The organism is Rathayibacter sp. AY1C1 (assembly GCF_002932105.1).
GTDB lineage: Bacteria > Actinomycetota > Actinomycetes > Actinomycetales > Microbacteriaceae > Rathayibacter.
Genome location: NZ_PSWH01000001.1, coordinates 115,784 through 136,226, shown reverse-complemented (window position 1 = coordinate 136,226; position 20,443 = coordinate 115,784). Strand labels below are relative to the sequence as shown.

The following is a 20,443-nucleotide window of genomic DNA, read 5'->3' as shown; positions in this document are numbered from 1 at the left end:
GAACCTAACCCGGCGAATGACATCCGTGTGCTTCTCACCGCTACGAATGTGTAACCAGTGTGTGAACGCGCGGAATCCGGCCTAGTAGTCGATGCTCGTGGCCGACGAGATCAGGGCGGCGCGGAGCAGCGCGAGGGTCGCGTCGGTGGTGCCGGCGTGCGCGCTGAAGCGGACAGTGCTCGGACGCAGCCGCGCGGTCACGCCGTGCGCGGCGAGGGAGGCTGCCAGCGGGGCCAGTTCCTCCGGCTCCGGCTCGACGACCACGATGCCGGCGCGCTCGTGCTCGCCGCGGGAGCCCACGACCGCCAGTCCGAACTCGTCCGCGAGGTCGACGATCGCGCTGACCCGCTCCGCCACGAGCGCGGCGATCGTCGACTGCCCGACCGCGGCGACCTCCTCCAGCGCCGACGCGAGCCGGGCCTGGGCGATCGGGTCCGGGTTGCTGATGCTGAAGGCGCGGGCGTCGCCGCGCGGCGGAGCCACCTCGTCCCACGGCTCCGCCTGCTCCGATCCCGTCCAGCCGGAGAGCACCGGGGTCAGCCGCGACAGCGCCCGCTCGCTGAGCGCGAGGAAGCCCGTCCCCCAGCCGGCGCGGAGCCACTTCTGGCCGCCGGTGACGACCACGTCCGCCAGCTCGTAGGGCGCGTCGACGACGCCGAAGCCCTGGATCGCGTCGAGGACGAGCATCCGGTCGCCGATCACGTCGCGGATCGCCGCGACGTCCGCGAGGTAGCCGGTGCGGGAGTCGACCAGGCTCACCGCGACGGTCGTCACGTCGTCCGTGAGCTGCTCGCGGACCGCCTCCGGCGTCACCCGTCCCTGCTCGGTCCGCAGCCAGCGGGGCTCCACCGAGCCGAGAGCCTGCGCCGAGCGCACCGCCGCGAACGGCAGGCTCGGGAACTCCGCGGCCGACAGCAGCACCGCGCCCGAGGCGCCGAACAGCGCGTGCAGGAGGCCGGTCGAGGTGTTGGGCTGGAAGACGACGCTGTCGGCGGGGACGCGCACGAGCGCCGCCGCCGCCTCCCGGACGCGCTCGTCCTGCCGGAACAGCTCGTCGAGGGTGCCGCTGCGCGCGCGCACCAGCAGCTCGACGGCCGCCTCCTGCTCGGCGGCGACGGTCGCCGAGAGCGGGCCCACCCGGCCGAAGTCGAGGTACCCGGTCTCCTCGCCGAAGCCGGCGAGGTAGTCCTCGGTCGTGGTGGAGGTGGCCTCGTTCGAGCTCATGCCGGCCCTTCCGGTCGGTGGTGCGGCAGGAGCCGCGAGGTCAGCTGCCGAAGCGGCGGTGCCGTCCGGCGTAGTCGCGGAGCGCGCGGAGGAAGTCGACCTCGCGGATGTCGGGGCCGAGCGCCTCCATGAAGTAGAACTCGCTGTGCGCGCTCTGCCAGAGCATGAAGTCGGAGAGGCGCTGCTCCCCCGAGGTGCGGATGACCAGATCGGGGTCGGGCTGCCCGCTGGTGTACAGGTGCTCGCCGATGAGCTCCGGGGTCAGCAGGCCCGCGACGTCCTCGATGGAGGAGCCGCGCTTGCCGTGCTCCTCCAGGATGCTCCGCACGGCCTGGGCGATCTCGTGCCGCCCGCCGTAGCCGACCGCGAGGTTGACGTGCAGGCCCGTGTGGGAGGCGGTGCGCGCCTCCGCCGTGTCGAGCGCGGCCACGAGCGAGGGCGGGAGGCCCTCGTCGGAGCCGACGTGCTGCACGCGCCAGTCGGGCTGCTGCGAGACCTCCTCGGCGAGGTCGGCGATGATCGCGATCAGCTCGGTCAGCTCGCTGCTGTCGCGGCCGACGAGGTTGTCCTGCGAGAGCAGGTAGAGGGTGACGTGGCGCACGCCGAGCTCGTCGCACCACTGCAGGAACTCGTGCACCTTGGCGGCGCCGGCCCGGTGGCCGTGCGCGGCGGTCTCGAGGGCCCGCTGCCGCGCCCAGCGCCGGTTGCCGTCGATGATCATCGCGACGTGGTTCGGCAGGGAGTCGGGGGGAAGGCTCGAGCGGAGGCGCTTCTTGTAGACGCCGTAGAGGAGGTCCCTTCCCACAGGCAGTCTCGGCTTCGGCACAGTGACACGGTAGTCGACCCGGGGCGCTCCTCGAAGCCCGGCGGCGCTCGGCGTCGGCCCGGGACGGCGTCGTAGTCTGTCCGGCATGAGCCAGCGGCCGACGCCTCCCCCGTCCGATCCCCGCGCCCGCACCGCCCGCGGCGGAGACGCCGTCGGAGCGGACGGCCCGGACCTGCCCGCCCTCCCCCTCGTCGAGGACGCGATCGAGCACGACTCCTCGTCGGAGGTCCGGCCCACCTGGCGCGGCTGGATCCACGCCGGCCTCTTCCCGCTCGCGATCGTCGCCGGAGTGGTGCTGATCGTGGTCGCGGAGGGGACCGCGGCGAAGTGGGCGGCCGCGGTGTTCGCGACCACGTCGCTCCTGCTCTTCGGCAACTCCGCTCTGTACCACCGCTTCGACTGGAAGCCGCGGACGAAGATGATCCTCAAGCGGATCGACCACGCCAACATCTTCCTGCTGATCGCCGGCACCTACACGCCGCTGGCCGTGCTCGCCCTGCCGCCCGCGCAGGGCACGCTCCTGCTGGTCCTGGTCTGGGCGGGGGCGCTGCTCGGGATCGGCTTCCGCGTCTTCTGGATCGGCGCACCGCGCTGGCTCTACGTGCCGCTCTACCTGCTGCTGGGCTGGGCGGCCGTGATGTACCTCGGTCCGCTCTTCGAGGCCAGCGCGACGATGATGGTGCTCGTCCTCGCCGGCGGGCTCTGCTACTCCGCCGGAGCCGTGATCTACGGGATCAAGAAGCCCAACCCGGTCCCGGGCGTCTTCGGCTTCCACGAGATCTTCCACGCGCTCACGGCCGTGGCGTTCCTCTGCCACTGGACGGCGGCGCTGATCGTCTCGCTCCACCCCGCCTACAACGCCTAGCAGGGCCCGGGCCCACCGGTGCAGCCCGGGCTCAGCCCTCGTTGCGCTCCGCCTCCTCGGCGTCGAGCCGCTCCTTCACCTGGGCGGTGTAGGTGGTGCGCCGCACGCGCCGGACCATGTCGAGCGCGAGGAGGACGGCGGCCAGAGCGATCACGAGCATCGTGATGAAGCCGAAGAGGCCCGGCGTGACCGTGTCCTCGTTGAACTCGGGACCCGGGGTCGGCACCGTCGTGGAGGCGAGGACGACGGCGCGCTGGGCGCCCTCGAGCAGCCCGGCGATCACGCGCGCACCTCGTCGGCGACGACGACGCCGGAGCCGTCGGGCTCCGGGGACACCGGGGCGTCCCCCGAGGGCTCGGGGTCGGGAGCGATCGGCGGGACGACCGCGGTCGGGCCCGGGGCGAGCTCGGCCAGGTCGAGACCGGCGAAGAGATCCGTCTCGGGCGTCGGCGCGTCGACCCGGCTCTCGACGAGCTGGAAGTCGTCGGTCGGCCAGGCGGCGTCGATCGCCTCGTGCGGGAGGAAGAAGAAGGCGTTGTCCGGAGCGACCTGGCTGGCGTGGGCCAGCAGGGCCGCATCGCGCCGATCGTGGAAGCCGGAGATCACGACCCGCGTGGTCGCGAGGTACGGGGTGTCCTCGTTCCAGCGCTTCATCTCCTCGAAGACCGACAGGCGCGGGTCCTCCGGGTCGATCGAGCGCAGGTGCTCGGCGATCGCCCGCAGCTTCTGGCCGCTGAAGACGCGGTCGTAGTACAGCTTCGAGATCGACCACGGAGCGCCCGTGCCCCGGTACTCCTCGGCGAGGCCCGCCGCGCGGTACGCCTCGACGGCGACCTGGTGGGCGCGGATGTGGTCGGGGTGCGGGTAGCCGCCGTTCTCGTCGTAGCTGATGATCACGTGCGGCCGGAACCGGCGGACCAGGCGCACGAGCGGAGCGGCGGCCGTGGCGAGCGGCAGGCCCGCGAACGACGCGGCGTCGACCTTCCCGTCCTCGGGCATGCCGGAGTCGACGAAGCCGAGCCAGGCGTGCTCGACGCCGAGCGCCTCGCGAGCGGCCGCCATCTCGTACCGGCGGAGGCCGCCGATGTCGCGCTCGGCGTGCGCGCGGGCCTCGAGGCCCTCGTTCAGCACGGAGCCGGCCTCGCCTCCGGTGCAGGAGACCACCATGACCTCGGCGCCCCGCGAGGCGTAGGCGGCCAGCGTCGCCGCGCCCTTGCTCGACTCGTCGTCAGGATGGGCGTGCACGGCGAGGAGGCGCGGAGTGTCCCGCACCTCCGAATCGACGGAGACCTCGACGGCCTGGGACACGATCGCTCGATTCCTCGGGGTTTAATGGGATCGGCGCTCCCGTCCGCGAAGGACGCGCGCCACCCGTCCAGAGTAGACGCATCACCCAGGGAGTTCCGTGGCCGCCCGCACGTCCGAGAGCGTCGAGGGAGCCGCCGCGCCCGCGCTCGATCCGGACGCCGTCCGCGCCGCCGGACCCCTCGCCACCCGCTACGGCCGCACGACGCGCACCCGCCGCGGCAACCGCTGGCTCTTCGGCGGCGTCGCGCTCGCCTTCGTCGCCGTCTTCGCCGCCTGGGTCGTCTGGGCCGGACTCGACGGAGCACGCGGAGGAGTGGACGTCCAGGACACCGCGCACCAGGTCGTCGACGACCGCACCGTCACCGTCTCCTTCGACCTCACCGCGCCCGTCGGCCGCGAAGTCGCCTGCGCGGTCCAGGCCCTCAACGAGCAGTCCGCCGTGGTCGGCTGGCTGGTCGTGGAGTACCCCGCCACGACGGAGCGCTTCCGCTCCTACACGGAGACCGTCCGCACCACCGAGCTCGCGAACACAGGTTTGATCTCCTCCTGCTGGCTCCCGTAGGCTTGCCCGAAGCCCTGACGGACTCGTCGGGGCCTCGCCATTCCCACCGCCGCCTGACGCCGGCCGTCCCCACCGCCGGACGCGGACACCTCCGCACGGTGCTGCCGGGCGCCGCGAGCGCGGCCCGCAGAGCAGGAGCCCACCATGGCCGACCAGTCACAGGTGACCTGGATGACCCAGGAGTCGTACGACCGCCTCGAGGCGGAGCTCACCGAGCTGTCCACCAACGGACGCGAGGAGATCGCCAAGCGCATCGAGGTCGCCCGCGAGGAGGGCGACCTGAAGGAGAACGGCGGCTACCACGCCGCGAAGGACGAGCAGGGCAAGATCGAGGCCCGCATCCGCCAGCTGACCTCCCTCCTCCGCGAAGCCGAGATCGGCACGCCCCCCGAGAGCCACGGAGTCGTCGAGGCCGGCACCATCATCACCGCCGAGATCGCCGGCGACGAGTCCCGCTTCCTCCTCGGCAACCGCGAGATGGCGGGCGAGAGCGACCTCGACGTCTACAGCCCCCAGAGCCCCCTCGGATCGGCGATCATGGGCCTGAACGTCGGCGACACCGCCCGCTTCACGGCACCCAACGGGCGGGAGATCGAGGTCCGCGTCGCCAACGTCGAGACCTGGTCCGGCCACTGATCGCACGTCGCGGCGCTCTCCGCGGCGTTGTCGTCGGGCGCGATACCGCCGGTATCGCTTCCTCCTCCGCCTTGCGGAGAACGCCGCGACGCACGATCAGCCCTCTCCGGACGGGGGGGGGGGGCGCCGGCTTCGCGGCGACAGCGTCGGGCGCGATACCGCCGGTACCGCTTCCTCCTCCGCCTCGCAAAGCCGCGACGCACGATCAGCCCTCTCCGAACGGGAGCGGGGCGCTGGCTTCGCGGCGACGGCGGAGGACGCGTGATTGCCGTGATCGCCGTGATCGGCTTCTTCCCCGCTGTACCGGGAAAGCCGCGACGGACGAACCGCCTTCCCCGGACCGTGGGCGCCGGAATCGCGACGGGATCGCGGACGCGGCGCCCTCGAGCGGTCAGTTGCGGGAGATGCGGGGGGCGTAGCCGGCGTCGGTGAGGACCTGGATGACGCGGTCGGCGTGCTCGGGGCCGCGGGTCTCGACGCTGATCTCGATCTCGACCTCGCTGATCTGCAGGCCCCGGCCGTGCCGGGTGTGCAGCACCTCGACCACGTTCGCGTTCGCCTCCGAGATGAGCTCCGCGATGCGCGACAGCTGCCCCGGACGATCCGGCAGCCCGATGCTCATCTTGAGGTAGCGCTCCGACGCAGCCAGGCCCCGGCTGATCACCCGCTCCATCATCAGCGGATCGATGTTGCCGCCCGACAGGATGACCGCGGTCGCTCCGGCGTCGCGGATCTTCCCCGTCAGGATCGCCGCGATGCCTACCGCGCCCGCGGGCTCCACCACGAGCTTCGCCCGCTCCAGCAGCACCAGCAGGGCCCGGGCGATGTCGTCGTCCTCGACGGTGACGACCTCGTCCACCATCTCGCGGACGATCGCGAAGTTCAGCTGCCCCGGCTTCGCCACGGCGATGCCGTCGGCGATCGTCGGAGAGATCGTGATCGCGGTCGGCTCGCCGCTCGCGAGCGAGAGGGGGTACGGCGCCGCGTTGGCCGCCTGCACGCCGATGACGCGGAGCGTGCGCCCCTCCTCGGCCGCCTTCTGCTTGGCCGCCGATGCGACCCCGGCGATGAGGCCGCCGCCGCCGATGGGCACCACGATGGTCTCGACGGCGGGGGCCTGCTCGAGGATCTCGAGGCCGACCGTGCCCTGGCCGGTGATCACGTCGGGGTGGTCGTAGGGAGGAACGAAGACCGCGCCCGTGCGCTCGGCGAACTCCGCCGCCGCCGCGAGCGCCTCGTTGAAGATGTGGCCGCTCAGCACCACGTCCGCGCCGTAGTCGCGGGTGGCTGCGAGCTTGGGCAGCGCGACGCCGATCGGCATGAAGATCGTGGCCTTGATTCCCAGCTCCCGCGCCGCGTAGGCGACGCCCTGCGCGTGGTTGCCGGCCGAGGCCGCCACGACTCCGCGGGCCCGCTCCTCCGGAGTGAGCCGCGACATCCGGAACACCGCTCCGCGGATCTTGTAGGAGCCGGTGCGCTGGAGGTTCTCGCACTTGAGGAACACGGGCGAGCCGAGGACCTGCGCGAGGAAGGTGCTGGTCTCCATGGGGGTGGCGGCGATGACGGGGGCGAGGACGGCGCGGGCCGCCTCGAACTCGTGGAGGGCGGGTCCGACGACGCGGCTAGTCTGCATGCTCTGCGGCAACTCTCTCGGGGGTTCGGGTCGGCGAGCGCCAGGCTCCGCTCGCGACGTACTTGACCATGACGTTGAGCGTGGCCACGACGGGCACCGCGAAGAAGGCGCCGGCGATGCCGCCGATGATCGAGCCTCCGGCCACAGCGAGCACGACGGCCAACGGGTGGACCTTGACCGCCGACCCCATGATCAGCGGCTGGAGGATGTGGCCCTCGAGCTGCTGCACCGCGAGGACGACGATCAGCAGGAAGAGCGCGATCAGCGGTCCGTTGTAGACCAGCGCGATGAAGACGGCCAGCGCCCCGGTCACCACGGCGCCGATGACCGGCACGAAGGAGCCGAGGAAGACGAGCACGCCGATCGGGATGGCCAGCGGGACGCCGAGGAGGAAGGAGCCGAGGCCGATGCCGACCGCGTCGACGAAGGCGACCAGGATCTGCACCTTCACGAAGTTGGTCAGCGTCACCCACCCTGCGCGACCGGCGCCGTCGACGGCTCCGCGGGCGCGGCGCGGGAAGAGGCGGACGACCCAGCTCCAGATGTTCGGCCCGTCGATGAGGATGAACAGCGTCGAGAAGAGGGTGAGCAGCACGCCCGTCAGCAGGTGGCCGACGGTCGAGCCGACGCTGAGCGCGCCGCTGACCAGCATCCCCGAGTCCTGCTGCAGGGCCGTGAGCGCCTGCTGCGCGTACTGGTTGATGTCGGTCTCGGTGAGGTGGAGCGGCGACTCGAGGAGGAAGGCCTTGAAGTCGTCGTAGGACTGCACCGTCTGCCGGCTGAGGTCGTCGAAGCCGGAGTAGACCTGGGTGACGACGAGGAAGAGGAGCCCGCCGATCACCACGACGATCCCCAGCTCCGCCAGGACGACGGCGGCCCACTTGGGCCAGCGGTGGCGCTGGAGGAAGCTCGAGAACGGCACGAGCAGGGCGGCGATCACGATCGCGAGCAGGAGCGGGATGACGATCAGCCGCAGCTCGATGACGAGCAGCACCAGCACCGCGAGCGCCGCCACCACGACGAGGACGCGCCAGGCCCAGGCGCCGGCGATGCGCATCCCATCGCTCACGAAGGCCGAATCGGCGACGGGAGCGGACCGGGAGGGGGCGGCCGGGGCGGCGGGCGCGGCGGGCTGGACGGCGCGCGGGCCGGAGGTGCGGCGGGACCTGCCGAGTCTCATCTGCCCAGACTAGGCCCCGGCGCATACCCCGCGCGGTATCCCCGGGGAGTGCTCATGCGGCGGCGCCGACCGCCGCCTGCTCCGGTGCCGGACCGACCGCGACCGGGCGCCGCGCGGGCAGCACGCCGACCCGCTCCCCCGGCTCGAGGCGGTGCCCCGACGCGTGCTGGACGGTGACCTCCTCGCCCGTCGACAGCCGGACTGTCGAGCGCCGCACCGGCCCCAGGAAGCTCGAGGCGAGGACGACTCCGGGCAGGGAGTCGGGAGCGCCGTCGGCCACGACGGCGAGGTCCTCGGGGCGGAGGAACACCGACACGGGCCCGTCGGCCGCCGCCGCGTCGACGAGCGGCAGGCGCACACCGAGCGCGAGGACCGATCCCCACGAGACCGTCCCCGCGACCACCGTCGAGAGGCCGACGAAGCGGGCCGTGAAGGCGGTCGCCGGGCGCGCGTAGAGGTCCTCCGGTGCACCCAGCTGCTCGATCCGCCCGGCGTTCATCACCGCGACGCGGTCGGCGACGGCGAGCGCCTCCTCCTGATCGTGCGTGACGAAGAACGTGGTGATGCCGATCTCGGACTGCAGGCGCTTGATCTCGTCGCGCAGCTGGACGCGGACCTTCGCGTCCAGTGCCGACAGAGGCTCGTCCAGAAGCAGCACCCGCGGCCGCGTGACGAGGGCGCGCGCGAGCGCCACCCGCTGCTGCTGGCCGCCGGAGAGCTCGTGCGCGTAGCGGTCGCCGAGGGCGCCGAGGCCCACGACCTCCAGCGCCTCCCCCGCGGCCGCCCGGCGCTCGCGCGCCCCGACTCTCCGGGTGCGCAGCCCGAACTCGACGTTCTCGCGCGCCCGCAGGTGCGGGAAGAGCGAGTACGACTGGAAGACCATGCCCATGTCGCGCTTCGCGACGGGAACGTGGGCGACGTCCTCCTCGTCGACGAGGATCCGCCCCGCGTCGATCCGCTCGAGACCGCTGAGGGCGCGCAGGGCTGTGGTCTTGCCGCAGCCGGAGGGGCCGAGCAGCGCGATGAACTCACCCGGGGCCACGTCGAACGAGACGCCGTCGAGCGCTCGCGCGGAGCCGTAGTGCCGCTCCACGTCGACGAAGCGCACGCGGGCGCCGGGGAGGGTGGGAGCGGTCACGAGGAGCCTTTCGAGGAGCGCGCCCGGCCCGTCGGCAGGCCGATCCGCGCGAGGCGGCCGATCCCGAGCAGGAGGGCGAAGGCGAAGAGGAGCGAGAGCAGCGAGAAGATCACGGCGACGTAGGCGTCGGACTTCGACACCTGCACCAGGCCGGTCTGGAGGGTGGTGCGGCTGAGGAGCGAGGCGATCGTGTACTCGCCGAGAACGACTGCGACGGTGATCAGCGCGGCCGCGACCAGGCCCCGGCGCAGGTTCGGCAGGAGGACCCTCCCGAGCACCGCGAGCGGGCCCGCGCCGAGCGAGCGGGCCGCCTCCGAGAGCGTCACGGCGTCGAGACCGGCGAGGTCCGCCGCCACGGCGCGGTAGGCGTAGGGCAGGACCAGCACCCCGTAGGCGAGAGCGAGCGTCCACGGCGCGGAGCCGGCGAGCTCGGTGACCACGGAGTAGACCGGCGCGAGGCCGACGACGAGGACGATGGCGGGCACGGTCAGCGGGAGCAGGCAGACCAGCTCCAGAGCCCGGCGCAGGCGCGGGAGCCGGATCTCGACGAGCAGCATCGTCGGCACCAGCAGGACCAGGACGATGAGGGCGGTGACGACGGCGAGGACCAGCGAGTTGCCGATCCCCTGGAACAGCGAGCGGTAGGCGCGCTCGTTCTCCGGGTCGAGGATCGCCGTCCAGTGCGAGAGGTCGTGGCCGCCGGCGCCGCGGAGCGTGAACTCCGCCATCGCGACGATCGGGACGGCGAACACCAGCCCGGTGATCACGAGCACCGCCCCGGACAGGAGCCGCGCGGGCCTCATCGCTGCCACCGCCGGGCCCGGCGCTGCAGCAGCGCGTACCCGGACATCAGGACCACCATCACCGCGAGCATCCCGAGCGCGAGGGCGCCCGCGAGGTTCTCGCGGCCCAGCACCGTCTCGCTGACCAGCGCGGCGCGGATCTGCAGGGGGACGATCTGCGCGCCCTGGCTGATCAGCGCCGCCGCGGTGGCGAAGGAGGAGAACGCGTTCGCGAACAGCAGCAGGACGCAGCCGAGGAACGACGGCGCCAGCACCGGGAGGGCGACGTGCAGCCAGTAGCCGAGCCGGCCCCCGCCGAGCACCGCGTTCGCCTCGGCCCACTCCGGGCGCAGACCCTCGAGCGCGGGCAGGAACGTGAGCACCATCAGGGGCACCTGGAAGTAGAGGTAGGGCAGGACGAGCCCGGGAAGCTGGTAGAGCCACACGCCGTCGGCGTAGAGGTCGACGCCCGCTCCCGCGAGGAGGGTGGTCACCAGCCCCTGCACGCCGATCGTCGCGATGAAGGCGAACGCGAGCATCACACCGCCGAACTGCGCGAGGACGCTCGCCGCCGCATCGACGACGGTCCGGAGCGCCCCGCGCGGATCGGAGCCGAGCAGGGCCAGGCACACGACCGCGCCCAGCACCGCGCCGACGACGGCGGTCACGGCCGAGAGCCCGAGCGACGCGCCGAAGGCGGACAGCACGACGGGATCCCCGAGCGCCAGCACGTTCGCCGTGGTGAAGCGGCCGTCTCCGTCCGTGAATCCGGTCGCCACGGCGAGGACCGTGGGGACGGCCAGGAACAGCAGGACGTAGAGCGCGAAGGGGGCGACGCCCAGCACGGCCGGGGTGCCGCGCCGTCCCCGGGGCGCGGACGCCCCGGAGACGGCCTCGGCGGGAGCGGTGGTCACTGGATCGCCGCGGCCCACTTCTCGGCGAGGAGCGACGAGGCCGCCTCGGTCTGCTTCTCCGTGAACTGGACGAGGTCGGAGGGAGCGGCGCCGACGGCGTCGAGCGCGTCCTGGTCGACCGTGCCGGCCTCGGTCATCGCGGCCAGGCGCACCGGGTAGGCGCCGGCGGCGAGGTAGAGGTTCTGCGCGGCGTCGGAGTAGAGGTACTCCTGCCAGAGCCGCGCGGCCGCCGGGTGCGGAGCGTCGGCGTTGACCGCCTGGTTGTAGTAGCTGCCGACGGCGGAGCCCGGGAGGACGGTCGTCGTCCACTCGCGGGTGCCCTCGTTCGCCTTCCCGGCGGCGAGGTTGTTGTAGCTCCAGTCGAAGACGACAGGGGTCTCGCCCGAGGCGATGGTGGCGTCGGTCGGGTCCAGCGGCAGGAAGTTGCCGGCGTCGTTCAGCTTCTCGAAGAAGTCGATCCCCGCCTGGACGTCGTCGGCGGAGCCGCCGGACTGGAGAGCCGCGAGCTGCACTGCGGCCGCGGCGGCTCCCGCCTGGGTCGGGTCGCCGTTGATCGCGACCGAGCCGCGGTAGTCGGCGCCGAGGAGGTCCTCGAGCGACGTGGGCGCAGGCACCGCGGCCGCGTCGAACCCGATCGACATCAGGCCGGTGTAGTCGTTCACCCAGAGGCCCGACTCCTCCTTGTTCCCCTCGGGGATGTCGTCCCAGGACTCGACCTTGTACGGCGCGAACATGTCCGTGTTCGCCAGAGCGACGGCCGGCCCGAGGTCGAACACGTCGGGAGCGGTGTCCTGCCCGGCGAGGTTCTCCGCCGTGCTGATCTCCTCCGCGGAGGAGACGTCGGGGTCGGCGGAGTTCACGGTGATGCCGTACTCGTCCTCGAAGCCGCTGATCAGCTCGCCGTAGTTCGCCCAGGTGTCGGGCAGGGCGATGACGTTGAGCTCGCCCTCGGCCTTCGCGGCCTCGACCAGGGCGTCCAGCCCGCCGAGGTCCGCGGCGGACGTGGCGGACGCCGCGTCCGCGCCGCCGCCGTCGGACGAGGCGGTGGCGCCGCCGGAGCAGGCCGAGAGTGTGAAGACGAGGGCGGTGCCGGCGGCGGCGACCGCGGCGGTGCGCGACAGGCGCTGAATGGTCAAGGGTCCTCCAGGAGTCGGGTGGGCCGCCCCGATGGGACGGCCTCGGGCACGGTAGGAGCGCCGCGAGTCGGCGAGGGAGCGCGGCGGTGAATGCCGGGCGAACGCCGGGGGCCGAATCGGGGACGGCGATGTCGGGGGCGTTCGCTAGCGTGGGCGGACCATGACCGAGCAGCTCTCCCCCGCGCTGGCGCGCCGCATCGCCCTGGCGGCGCAGGGGTTCGGCCCCCGTCCGTCCCGGGTCGACGCGCGCCGGGTGCGCGCCGCCGTGGACCGGATCCGCCCGCTCCAGCTCGACTCGGTGAACGTCTTCGAGCGGAGCCACTACCTGCCGCTGCTCGCGCGGCTCGGCCCCTACGAGCGCTCCCTCCTCGACGCCGCGGCCTTCTCCCCCGACGGCCCCTACGTCGAGTACTGGGCACACGAGGCCGCCCTCGTCCGCCGCGAGGATCTCCCGCTCTACCGCTGGCGGATGGAGCACTACCGCCGGGTCCGCCTGCCCGAGCACGAGGGCTGGGCCCACGAGAACCGCGCCACCCTCGACTGGCTCCGCGCCGCGCTCGCCGACGGTCCCCTCCGCGCCTCCGAGATCGAGCACGAGGCCAACGTCCGCACGGGCCCCTGGTGGGGCTGGTCCGACATCAAGCGCGGCCTCGAGGTCCTGTTCCGCTGGGGCGAGGTGGTGACGGCGGGGCGCACGCGCTTCGAGCGCTCCTACGGTCTCGCCGAGCGGCTCCTCCCGAGCGCGGTGCTCGATGCCGACGTGCCCCTCCCCGACGCCGTCCGCGAGCTCGTGCGCCGGGCGGCCCGGGCCCACGGGATCGGCACCCTCGGCGACCTGGCCGACTACCACCGGCTGCTCCAGTCCCCCACGCGCGTCGCGATCGACGAGCTGGTCGAGGCGGGCGAGCTCGAGCGCGTCGAGGTGCGCGGCTGGGAGCGGGGCGGGCGATCCGTGCCGCTCTGGCGGCACGTCGACGCCCGACGCCCCCGCACGCTCCGGGCGGACGCGCTCCTCTCGCCGTTCGACCCCGTGGTCTGGCACCGGCCGAGGGCCGAGCTGTTTTTCGGCTTCCACTACCGGATCGAGATCTACACCCCGGCCGAGCAGCGGGTCCACGGCTACTACGTCCTCCCCGTGCTCCTCGACGACGTGATCGCTGCCCGGGTCGACCTCAAGAGCGAGCGCAAGCGCCGGGTCCTCCTCGTGCAGGCCGCCTGGCTCGAGCCGGGGGCCCCGGCCGACACGCCGGAGCGGCTCGCCGCACTGCTGGTCGAGGCGGCGGCCTGGCAGGGCCTCGACGCCGTCGAGGTCGTCGGTCGCGGCGACCTCGCGGCCGCCCTCGCCGCAGCACTGAGGAGGATCGCGTGAGCGCGCCCGGCGGCGTCCTGGCGCTGGCGCTCTCGGAGCGCTGCGTCGCCCGTCTGCTCGAGCGCGGGAGCGTCGTCGGGGTCGGCACGGGCGAGCTCGCCCACGCGGCCGGCGTCTCCCTCCGGACCTTCCACCGGTACCTCGGCGGGAAGGAGGACTGCGTGCGCCCGGTGCTCGCCGCCGCGATCGCCGCGATGGGACGCGCCCTCCTCGAGCGCCCGGCCGCCGAGCCGCTGAACGCGGCGCTCGGCCACGCCTTCGCCGCGGCGGCCTCCGGTCCCCAGCTCGACCGCACCCTCCGGCTGATCCCCCTGCTCACCGAGACCTCGGCGATGCGCGCCGTCTGGGCGCAGTCGCTGCACGACGGCGAGGAGGCGCTGACGCCGTTCCTCGCGGAGCGGATGGGGCTCGGCCGCACGTCCCCGCACCGGGCGGCCGTCCTGGCCACCGTCGTCCTCGCCCTGGTCCGGCGGGCGCTGGTCGACGCGGCGGCGAGCGGCATCGACCCGGCGCCGGTCTTCGCCGAGTACCTGACGACCGTCGACGGCGGTCCGCTCGCGGCTCCGACCGGATGACGTCCCGTCCGGCGCGGTGACGGGCGCACCTCTGACCGAAGCGGGATGCGGTGCGGGGCGGCGATCGTCGACGGGGCGTCGGCCGGATCGGCCTGCTAGAAGCGCGAGCCCATCTCGGAGAGGCGGGCGACGCGGTCCGCGATCGGCGGATGGGTCGCGAAGAGGCGCGCGACCACTCCCGGCTTCGACGGGTCGGCGATCCAGAGGTGCGCCATCGAGCTGTTCTGCCGCTGCATCGGCCGGCCCGCGGACTCGAGCTTGAGCAGGGCGCGGGCGAGGGCGTCGGGGTGGCGGGTCGTCAGCGCGCTGGTCGCGTCGGCGAGGTACTCGCGCTGACGGGAGATCGAGAGCTGCACGACCGAGGCGACGATCGGCGCGAGGACCATCGACACCAGCCCGACGATCAGGAGCGCCGGGTTGCCCCCGCCGTTGCCGTTGCCGCCCCGCCCGAAGAAGGCCAGGCGGAGGAAGGCGTCCGAGAGGAAGCCCACCGCGACGACGAGACCGAAGACGATCATCGAGACGCGGATGTCGTAGTTGCGGACGTGGCCCAGCTCGTGGGCCATCACGCCCTCCAGCTCGGCGTCGTCCATGATCGCGAGCAGGCCCGTCGTCGCAGCCACGACGGCGTGCTCGGGATCACGGCCGGTCGCGAACGCGTTCGGCGCCGGGTCGTCGATCAGGTAAACCTTCGGCATCGGCGTGCCCGTCGCGATCGAGAGGTTCTCGACGATGCGGTAGAGCCTCGGCTCGTCCGCCTTCTCCACCGCCACGCCGCCGCTGAGCGCGACCGCCTGGCGAGCGGCGAAGAAGTACTGGAAGAACGCGTACCCGGCGGCGATCACGAGCACCACCACGACGATCGTCGTGCTGCGGTAGACCGCTGCAGCCAGCGCGCCCAGGCCGCCGATGATCGCCAGGAACAGGACGAGGATCAGGACCGTGTTGCGCTTGTTGCGGGCGATCGCGCTGTACACGGCGGCTGCCTAGAACTGGACGCGCGGGGGCTCCGAGATCGCGGCGAGATCGCCGACCTCGAAGAACTCGCGCTCCGAGAAGCCGAGCCGACGCGAGAAGAGCGTGTTCGGGAAGACCTTCACCTTGGTGTTCATCTCGCGTACGCCGCCGTTGTAGAAGCGCCGGGCCGACTGGATCTTGTCCTCGGTGTCGACCAGCTCGCCCTGCAGCTGGAGGAAGTTCTGGCTCGCCTGCAGCTGGGGGTACGCCTCCGCGACCGCGAAGATCGACTTCAGAGCGCTCTGCATGTGGTCCTCGGCGACCGACGCCTCCGCCGGGCCCTGGGCCTGCAGCGTCTCGGCGCGAGCCTGCGTCACCGACTCGAAGACCTGGCGCTCGTGCGAGGCGTAGCCCTTCACGGAGTCGATCACGTTGGGGATCAGATCCGCGCGGCGCTTCAGCTGGACGGTGATGTCGCTCCACGCCTCGTCCACGCGGACGTTGAGGGTGACCAGCGAGTTGTACGTCGCCCAGAGGTAGACCCCGAGGATGACGACGAGCGCGACGACGACGATGAGCGGGACGAGCCATTCCATGCCGTCCAGTGTAGGGACGGCGCGCTCCCCGGCACCTGTCGATGAGGCGCATTCGCAGGGGCGGGTCGGCCCTACTTGAGGGTCTTCTGCAGCAGGACGGTGCTGAGCCAGCGCTCGAACTTGAAGCCGACGCGGCCCATCCGGCCGACCTCGACGAATCCGAACTGCGCGTGCATCGCCAACGACGCCTCCGCGCCCTTGTCGGCGATGACGGCCATGATCTGACGGATCCCCACGGCCTTCGCGCGCTCGAGGAGCTCGGCCATCAGCGCCCGGCCGAGGCCCTTGCCGGTGGAGGCCGCCCGCAGGTAGATCGAGTTCTCCACGGTGAAGCGGTACGCCCGCTTGGAGGACCACGGCGACACCATCGCGTAGCCGAGGATCTGGCCCGACGGCGAGACGGCCACGATGAAGGGCAGCCCGAGCTTCTGGTTGCGGGTGAACTTCGTCCGCCACTCCTTCAGCGTCGAGTCGTCCTCGTCGAAGGTCACCACCGTGTTGCGCACGTAGTGGTTGTAGATCTCGCGGATGTCCGGGAGGTCGGCGTCGCGGGCGTCGCGGATCTCGAACGAGAAGCCGGGCTCGGGAGGCGGCGCCTTCCGCAGGTGCGGCGGCAGGACGCGCCGGCTCTCGTACTCTTCCTCAAGCATCCGGCTCCCCTTCGGCTCCGCCCATCGATCCGGGCCAGCGTAGCCGCCCCGCGGGCGAGCGCCCGGTCACGCGAGAGCGCTCCAGTCGACCGGCTCCGCGCCGCGCTCCTCCAGGAGGGCGTTGGCGCGGCTGAACGGCCGGGAGCCGAAGAAGCCGCGCGAGGCCGACAGCGGGCTGGGGTGCGCGCTCTCGATCACTCCGGCCTCCCCCAGCATCGGGCGGAGCGACGCGGCGTCGCGGCCCCAGAGGATCGCGACGAGAGGCGCGTCCCGGGCGGCCAGCGTGCGGATCGCGTGCTCGGTGACCGCCTCCCAGCCCTTCCCGCGGTGCGAGGCGGGAGAGCCGGGGGCGACGGTGAGGACCCGGTTGAGCAGCATCACGCCGCTCGAGGTCCAGCCGCTGAGGTCGCCGTGCTCGGGCGGCTCGACGCCGAGGTCGTCCCGGAGCTCGCGGTGGATGTTCTGCAGGCTCCTCGGCAGCGGGCGCACGTGGCGCTCGACCGCGAAGGACAGCCCGATCGGGTGCCCGGGCGTCGGGTACGGGTCCTGTCCGACGATGAGGACGCGCACGTCCGCGAGCGGTGCGGCGAAGGCGCGGAGCACGTCGCGGCCCGCGGGGAGGTAGGGCCGGCCGGCCGCGACCTCGCCGCGGAGGAAGTCGCCAATCGCGGCGATGTCCCCGGCGACGGGGGCGAGCGCCTCCGCCCAGCCCCTGTCGATCAGTCCCGAGGCCGCGAGCTCAGCGAGGTCCACCGAGTCAGCCCGCCGCGAGCGTCGCGACGACGACTCCGGCGTCGCTGCCGCTCACGCGCCACACCGAGCCGGCGCCGCCGACGCGGAGCGCGCCGGTGCCGACGATCAGCACGGTGGACTCGTCGAGCGCGACGCCGCCGTCGACCAGGCCCGCCTCGACGGCCGCGACCAGGCGGCCGAGGGTCCCCCACTGCGCCGCATGCACGTCGACCGTCACGTCGATGAGGCCGATGCCCTCGAGCACCGTGACCTCGTCGAGCTCCTCCGCCGCACCCTCCGGGACGACGGCGACGCCGCCGATCCGGTGGCCGCCGACGAGGGCGCGATCGGCCGCGACGGCGGCTCCCGCCGAGTAGCCGGCGTACGGCACTCCGGAGGAGACGAGATCGCGCAGCCGCGGGAAGCAGGCCTCGAGCGCGTCGCGGTAGGCCGGGGTCAGGCCTCCGCCGACGAAGATCCCGTCGACGTCGTCGAAGACCGCGGGATCGATCCGGCCGCCCTCCGGCTTCATCACGGCGAACGCGTCGAGCGGGCCCACCGTCGCGAGCAGTGCCGCGTAGCCGGCGTAGGCCTCGGGGCCCAGCCCGTCGTGGACGACGACGATCGCGATGCGCGGGCCCTCGATCCGGCCGGCGTCGACCGCGTGGGCGCGCGCCTCCGCGAGGAACGCCCCGTACAGCTGCTGGTCGTGCTCGACGCCGCCTCCGCCGCCGATAAGGTGGACGCTCACTCGTCGTCCTCGGCGAGGGCTCCGTCCACCGGGGGCAGAGCCGACCAGGGGAAGACGATCCAGCGCGGGGTGCGGCGCCAGAAGAAATCGGGCTCGAGCACCGTGCGCGGCTTCGTGTACAGGGTCACGGTGCGCACCTCGGCACCCATCGCGCGGATGAGCTTCACCGAGAGGGCGAGGGTGTGGCCGGAGTCGGAGACGTCGTCGACCAGGAGGATGCGCTTGCCGCGCACGGACGCCTCGTCGAGCAGCGGCGGCAGCACCACGGGCTCCGCCAGTCGCGCCTCGACGCCGGTGTAGAACTCGACGTTCAGCGCGCCGCAGCTCTTGATGCCGAGCGCGTAGGCCACGGCGCCCGCGAGGAGCAGACCGCCGCGCGCGATGGCGACGACCAGCTCCGGCCGGTAGCCCGACGCGACCACGTCGTCGGCCAGGTGCCGAGCGGCGTCGCCGAACTCGAGCCAGCCGAGCACCTCCTTCTCCGTGGCGGCGAGGAGGGCGGCGGAGTCGTCGGCGTCGGAAACCATGAGGGACAGGCTAGGCCGTCGCGGGCCTCCGCGTCACATCGGTCAGGCGCGCGGGGCCAGGGGTCCCTTCGCGACCTTGTGCGGGGCCGCCTGCGCGACCGGCTTGATGGTCACGAGGTCGAGGTTGACGTGGGCGGGGAGCTCCACCGAGGAGACGATCGCGGCGGCGACGTCCTCCGCGACCAGCGGGTCGGGGACCTCGGCGTAGACCGCGTCGGCGCGCTCACGGTCGCCGCCGAAGCGGACCAGCGAGAACTCGTCCGTGTGCACCATCCCCGGCGCGATCTCGATCACGCGGATCGGCTCGCCGGCCAGCTCGAGCCGCAGCACGGCGACCAGCGCGTGCGCGGCGTGCTTGGCGGCGTTGTACCCGCCTCCGCCCTCGTAGGCGACGTGGCCGGCGATCGAGGTGACGGTCACGATGTCCGCGGAGGTCCCGCTCCCCCGGATCCCGGCCCGCAGCAGCGGGAGCAGCGCGCTGGTCACGAGCTTCACCGAGAGCACGTTGATCTCGAACATGCGGCGCCAGTCCTCGGGGTCGGACTTCTCGACCGAGTCGAGTCCGAGCGCACCGCCCGCGTTGTTCACGAGCGCGTGCACGGGCCCGGAGGAGGCGAGATGGTCGCGCAGAGCGTCGACCTGGGCGGCGTCGGTGAGGTCAGCGGCGAAGTACCCGGCGCCGGTCTCGGCGGCGAGCGCCTCCAGCCGGTCGCGCCGGCGCGCGACGGCGACGACCTCCCAGCCGTGCTCGCGGAACAGGCGGACCGCGGCCGCCCCGATCCCTGAACTCGCTCCTGTCACGACAACGCGTCGATCCACGCCCGTCCCCTTCCGTCAAGCCTCGGACACCCTCGACTCCGTCGTCGCAGCCCAACGCTAGTCTGGCCGCGTGCCGCCCGCCGACCCGGTTCCCGCGACCGCCGGGACAGCCGTCACCCCGAAGCGCCGCGTTCCCCTCTGGGACAACGCGCGCTTCGTCTGCGTGACCCTCGTCGTGATCGGGCACGGCGTCCAGAGGCTGACGGCCAACTCCGACACCTCGCTCATCGTCTACCTGACGATCTACGCCTTCCACATGCCGGCGTTCGCGATCATCTCGGGCTACTTCTCCAAGAGCGGCGCACCGAGCGGGCGCGCGATGCGGCGGGTGCTGACCGACATCCTCCTGCCCTACCTGATCATGGAGACGATCTGGACCCTGGTGCAGTTCCTGGTCGAGGGGAAGCAGGAGTTCAACCCGACGAAGCCGAGCTGGACGCTGTGGTTCCTGCTCGCGCTGGGCATCTTCCGCCTCGTCCTCCCCTACCTGGCGCTGCTGCGCTGGCCGCTGCTGATCAGCGTGGTGCTCGCGGTCGGGGTCAGCTACTACGACAACATCGACTCGACCTTCTCGCTCGCACGCGCGATCGGGATCCTGCCGTTCTTCGTGTTCGGCTGGCGCCTGCGCGGCTTCGCCCCCGGCGGCCGCTCCGCCGTCGACCGCTGGCTCGATCAGCCGCCGTCGCGGGTGCTCCTCGCCCGGATCCTCGCCGTCGTCCTCTTCGCGATCACGGCGGTCGTCATGACCGTCAACATCGAGGCGTTCCGAGCGGCGGACCTGCGCTACTGGTTCTTCTACGACCGCCCCTACGACGCCCTCGGCGAGACCCAGTGGTGGGCCGGGCTGGTGCGGCTGGCCCTGATGGCCGGAGCGGTCGTGCTCTCGCTCGCGCTCTTCGCGCTGGTGCCCCGCCGCCGCACCCCGCTCACCGCCTGGGGGCAGTCGACGATGTACGTCTACCTCCTCCACAGCTTCGTCCTCTATCCGCTGCGGGAGTCCGGGATCCTCTCGCAGACGGAGAGCACGCTCGCCCTCGCGCTGATGATCGTGTTCTGCATCGCGGTCTCGGTCGCGCTCTCACTGGGCTGGACCCGCACCGTCTTCCACCGGCTGGTCGAGCCCCGCGCGGCCTGGCTCTTCGCCCTGGCGGCCGACGAGAGGCCCCCGCGCCCGGACCGCGCCGACCCCACGGGCGCCAAGCGCGACCGGCAGCCCGAGCGGCGCTGACGGCCGTTACCCCGTGTGTCGGCGGTCCTGGCCGC

General features: G+C 72.8%; 23 protein-coding genes. 6 read left to right on the top strand and 17 right to left on the bottom strand.

The features are described 5' to 3' along the window. Window positions 1–81: 81 nt before the first annotated feature. Both C5C71_RS00590 and C5C71_RS00585 read right to left on the bottom strand, forming a co-directional pair. The gene (locus C5C71_RS00590; RefSeq protein WP_104323918.1) at window positions 82–1,224 is read right to left on the bottom strand and encodes an aminotransferase class V-fold PLP-dependent enzyme; all 1,143 of its coding nucleotides are present in this window, start codon (window positions 1,222–1,224) and stop codon (window positions 82–84) included. Window positions 1,225–1,264: 40 nt separating this feature from the next. Beyond that, a complete protein-coding gene (locus C5C71_RS00585) occupies window positions 1,265–2,029 on the bottom strand; it encodes an isoprenyl transferase (RefSeq protein ID WP_279630826.1) in 765 nt (254 codons plus the stop codon). A gap of 106 nt (window positions 2,030–2,135) precedes the next feature. On the opposite strand from C5C71_RS00585, the gene C5C71_RS00580 reads away from it, so the two are divergent. Continuing rightward, complete coding sequence (locus tag C5C71_RS00580) at window positions 2,136–2,915, top strand: hemolysin III family protein (protein WP_104336928.1); 780 nt, start codon at window positions 2,136–2,138, stop codon at window positions 2,913–2,915. A 31-nt stretch (window positions 2,916–2,946) separates the two neighbouring features. Here the strand turns inward: C5C71_RS00580 and C5C71_RS00575 are convergent, their stop codons facing one another. Both C5C71_RS00575 and mca read right to left on the bottom strand, forming a co-directional pair. Then, window positions 2,947–3,198, bottom strand: coding sequence for a hypothetical protein (locus C5C71_RS00575; protein WP_258063166.1), 252 nt, complete (start codon window positions 3,196–3,198; stop codon window positions 2,947–2,949). Further along, on the bottom strand, window positions 3,195–4,223 hold the full coding sequence (gene mca, locus C5C71_RS00570) for a mycothiol conjugate amidase Mca (RefSeq protein WP_244229458.1): 1,029 nt from the start codon (window positions 4,221–4,223) through the stop codon (window positions 3,195–3,197). Before mca ends, C5C71_RS00575 begins: the two co-directional genes overlap by 4 nt. Before the next feature lie 97 nt (window positions 4,224–4,320). Between mca and C5C71_RS00565 the strand changes: the two genes are divergently transcribed. Beyond that, window positions 4,321–4,785: a DUF4307 domain-containing protein gene (locus C5C71_RS00565; protein ID WP_104232767.1), complete on the top strand. Its 465-nt coding sequence runs from the start codon at window positions 4,321–4,323 to the stop codon at window positions 4,783–4,785. 144 nt (window positions 4,786–4,929) lie between these two features. Next, complete coding sequence (gene greA / locus C5C71_RS00560) at window positions 4,930–5,421, top strand: transcription elongation factor GreA (protein WP_104225519.1); 492 nt, start codon at window positions 4,930–4,932, stop codon at window positions 5,419–5,421. 391 nt (window positions 5,422–5,812) lie between these two features. On the opposite strand, the gene ilvA is transcribed toward greA, so the two are convergent. From ilvA to C5C71_RS00530, 6 genes are read right to left on the bottom strand one after another with little or no spacing between them, the layout of a single operon-like run. Continuing rightward, window positions 5,813–7,054 (bottom strand): threonine ammonia-lyase, encoded by a 1,242-nt coding sequence (ilvA, locus tag C5C71_RS00555; protein ID WP_104224429.1) that lies wholly within the window; start codon window positions 7,052–7,054, stop codon window positions 5,813–5,815. Then, window positions 7,044–8,234 (bottom strand): AI-2E family transporter, encoded by a 1,191-nt coding sequence (locus tag C5C71_RS00550; RefSeq protein ID WP_104336927.1) that lies wholly within the window; start codon window positions 8,232–8,234, stop codon window positions 7,044–7,046. The genes ilvA and C5C71_RS00550 overlap by 11 nt, the downstream gene beginning before the upstream one ends. Before the next feature lie 52 nt (window positions 8,235–8,286). Further along, window positions 8,287–9,372, bottom strand: coding sequence for an ABC transporter ATP-binding protein (locus C5C71_RS00545; protein WP_104336926.1), 1,086 nt, complete (start codon window positions 9,370–9,372; stop codon window positions 8,287–8,289). Beyond that, window positions 9,369–10,175: an ABC transporter permease gene (locus tag C5C71_RS00540; protein ID WP_104251292.1), complete on the bottom strand. Its 807-nt coding sequence runs from the start codon at window positions 10,173–10,175 to the stop codon at window positions 9,369–9,371. The genes C5C71_RS00545 and C5C71_RS00540 overlap by 4 nt, the downstream gene beginning before the upstream one ends. Further along, window positions 10,172–11,068: an ABC transporter permease subunit gene (locus C5C71_RS00535; RefSeq protein ID WP_104272694.1), complete on the bottom strand. Its 897-nt coding sequence runs from the start codon at window positions 11,066–11,068 to the stop codon at window positions 10,172–10,174. The genes C5C71_RS00540 and C5C71_RS00535 overlap by 4 nt, the downstream gene beginning before the upstream one ends. Then, a complete protein-coding gene (locus C5C71_RS00530) occupies window positions 11,065–12,204 on the bottom strand; it encodes an ABC transporter substrate-binding protein (protein ID WP_104336925.1) in 1,140 nt (379 codons plus the stop codon). The genes C5C71_RS00535 and C5C71_RS00530 overlap by 4 nt, the downstream gene beginning before the upstream one ends. Window positions 12,205–12,364: 160 nt before the next feature. On the opposite strand from C5C71_RS00530, the gene C5C71_RS00525 reads away from it, so the two are divergent. Both C5C71_RS00525 and C5C71_RS00520 read left to right on the top strand, forming a co-directional pair. Next, window positions 12,365–13,573, top strand: coding sequence for a winged helix-turn-helix domain-containing protein (locus C5C71_RS00525; RefSeq protein ID WP_104224434.1), 1,209 nt, complete (start codon window positions 12,365–12,367; stop codon window positions 13,571–13,573). Further along, window positions 13,570–14,148: a TetR/AcrR family transcriptional regulator gene (locus tag C5C71_RS00520; protein ID WP_104224435.1), complete on the top strand. Its 579-nt coding sequence runs from the start codon at window positions 13,570–13,572 to the stop codon at window positions 14,146–14,148. The genes C5C71_RS00525 and C5C71_RS00520 overlap by 4 nt, the downstream gene beginning before the upstream one ends. A gap of 95 nt (window positions 14,149–14,243) precedes the next feature. Here the strand turns inward: C5C71_RS00520 and C5C71_RS00515 are convergent, their stop codons facing one another. The 7 genes from C5C71_RS00515 to C5C71_RS00485 all read right to left on the bottom strand — a co-directional run bounded on the left by C5C71_RS00515 (window position 14,244) and on the right by C5C71_RS00485 (window position 19,180). Continuing rightward, complete coding sequence (locus tag C5C71_RS00515) at window positions 14,244–15,125, bottom strand: M48 family metalloprotease (protein ID WP_104336924.1); 882 nt, start codon at window positions 15,123–15,125, stop codon at window positions 14,244–14,246. A gap of 9 nt (window positions 15,126–15,134) precedes the next feature. Beyond that, window positions 15,135–15,701, bottom strand: a complete 567-nt coding sequence (locus C5C71_RS00510) for a LemA family protein (RefSeq protein ID WP_104225511.1) — start codon at window positions 15,699–15,701, stop codon at window positions 15,135–15,137. Between the two features lie 71 nt (window positions 15,702–15,772). Further along, entirely contained in the window at window positions 15,773–16,351 is a 579-nt protein-coding gene (locus C5C71_RS00505) for a GNAT family N-acetyltransferase (RefSeq protein ID WP_104262462.1), read from the bottom strand. Window positions 16,352–16,417: 66 nt separating this feature from the next. Continuing rightward, window positions 16,418–17,104 (bottom strand): uracil-DNA glycosylase, encoded by a 687-nt coding sequence (locus C5C71_RS00500; protein ID WP_104336923.1) that lies wholly within the window; start codon window positions 17,102–17,104, stop codon window positions 16,418–16,420. 4 nt (window positions 17,105–17,108) lie between these two features. After that, a complete protein-coding gene (locus C5C71_RS00495) occupies window positions 17,109–17,834 on the bottom strand; it encodes a peptidase S51 (protein WP_104224440.1) in 726 nt (241 codons plus the stop codon). Next, window positions 17,831–18,361: a phosphoribosyltransferase gene (locus C5C71_RS00490; protein ID WP_104224441.1), complete on the bottom strand. Its 531-nt coding sequence runs from the start codon at window positions 18,359–18,361 to the stop codon at window positions 17,831–17,833. The genes C5C71_RS00495 and C5C71_RS00490 overlap by 4 nt, the downstream gene beginning before the upstream one ends. A 42-nt stretch (window positions 18,362–18,403) precedes the next feature. Beyond that, window positions 18,404–19,180, bottom strand: a complete 777-nt coding sequence (locus tag C5C71_RS00485) for an SDR family NAD(P)-dependent oxidoreductase (RefSeq protein WP_258063402.1) — start codon at window positions 19,178–19,180, stop codon at window positions 18,404–18,406. A 70-nt stretch (window positions 19,181–19,250) separates the two neighbouring features. Between C5C71_RS00485 and C5C71_RS00480 the strand changes: the two genes are divergently transcribed. Then, the gene (locus tag C5C71_RS00480) at window positions 19,251–20,408 is read left to right on the top strand and encodes an acyltransferase family protein (RefSeq protein ID WP_104336922.1); all 1,158 of its coding nucleotides are present in this window, start codon (window positions 19,251–19,253) and stop codon (window positions 20,406–20,408) included. Window positions 20,409–20,443: the final 35 nt, after the last annotated feature.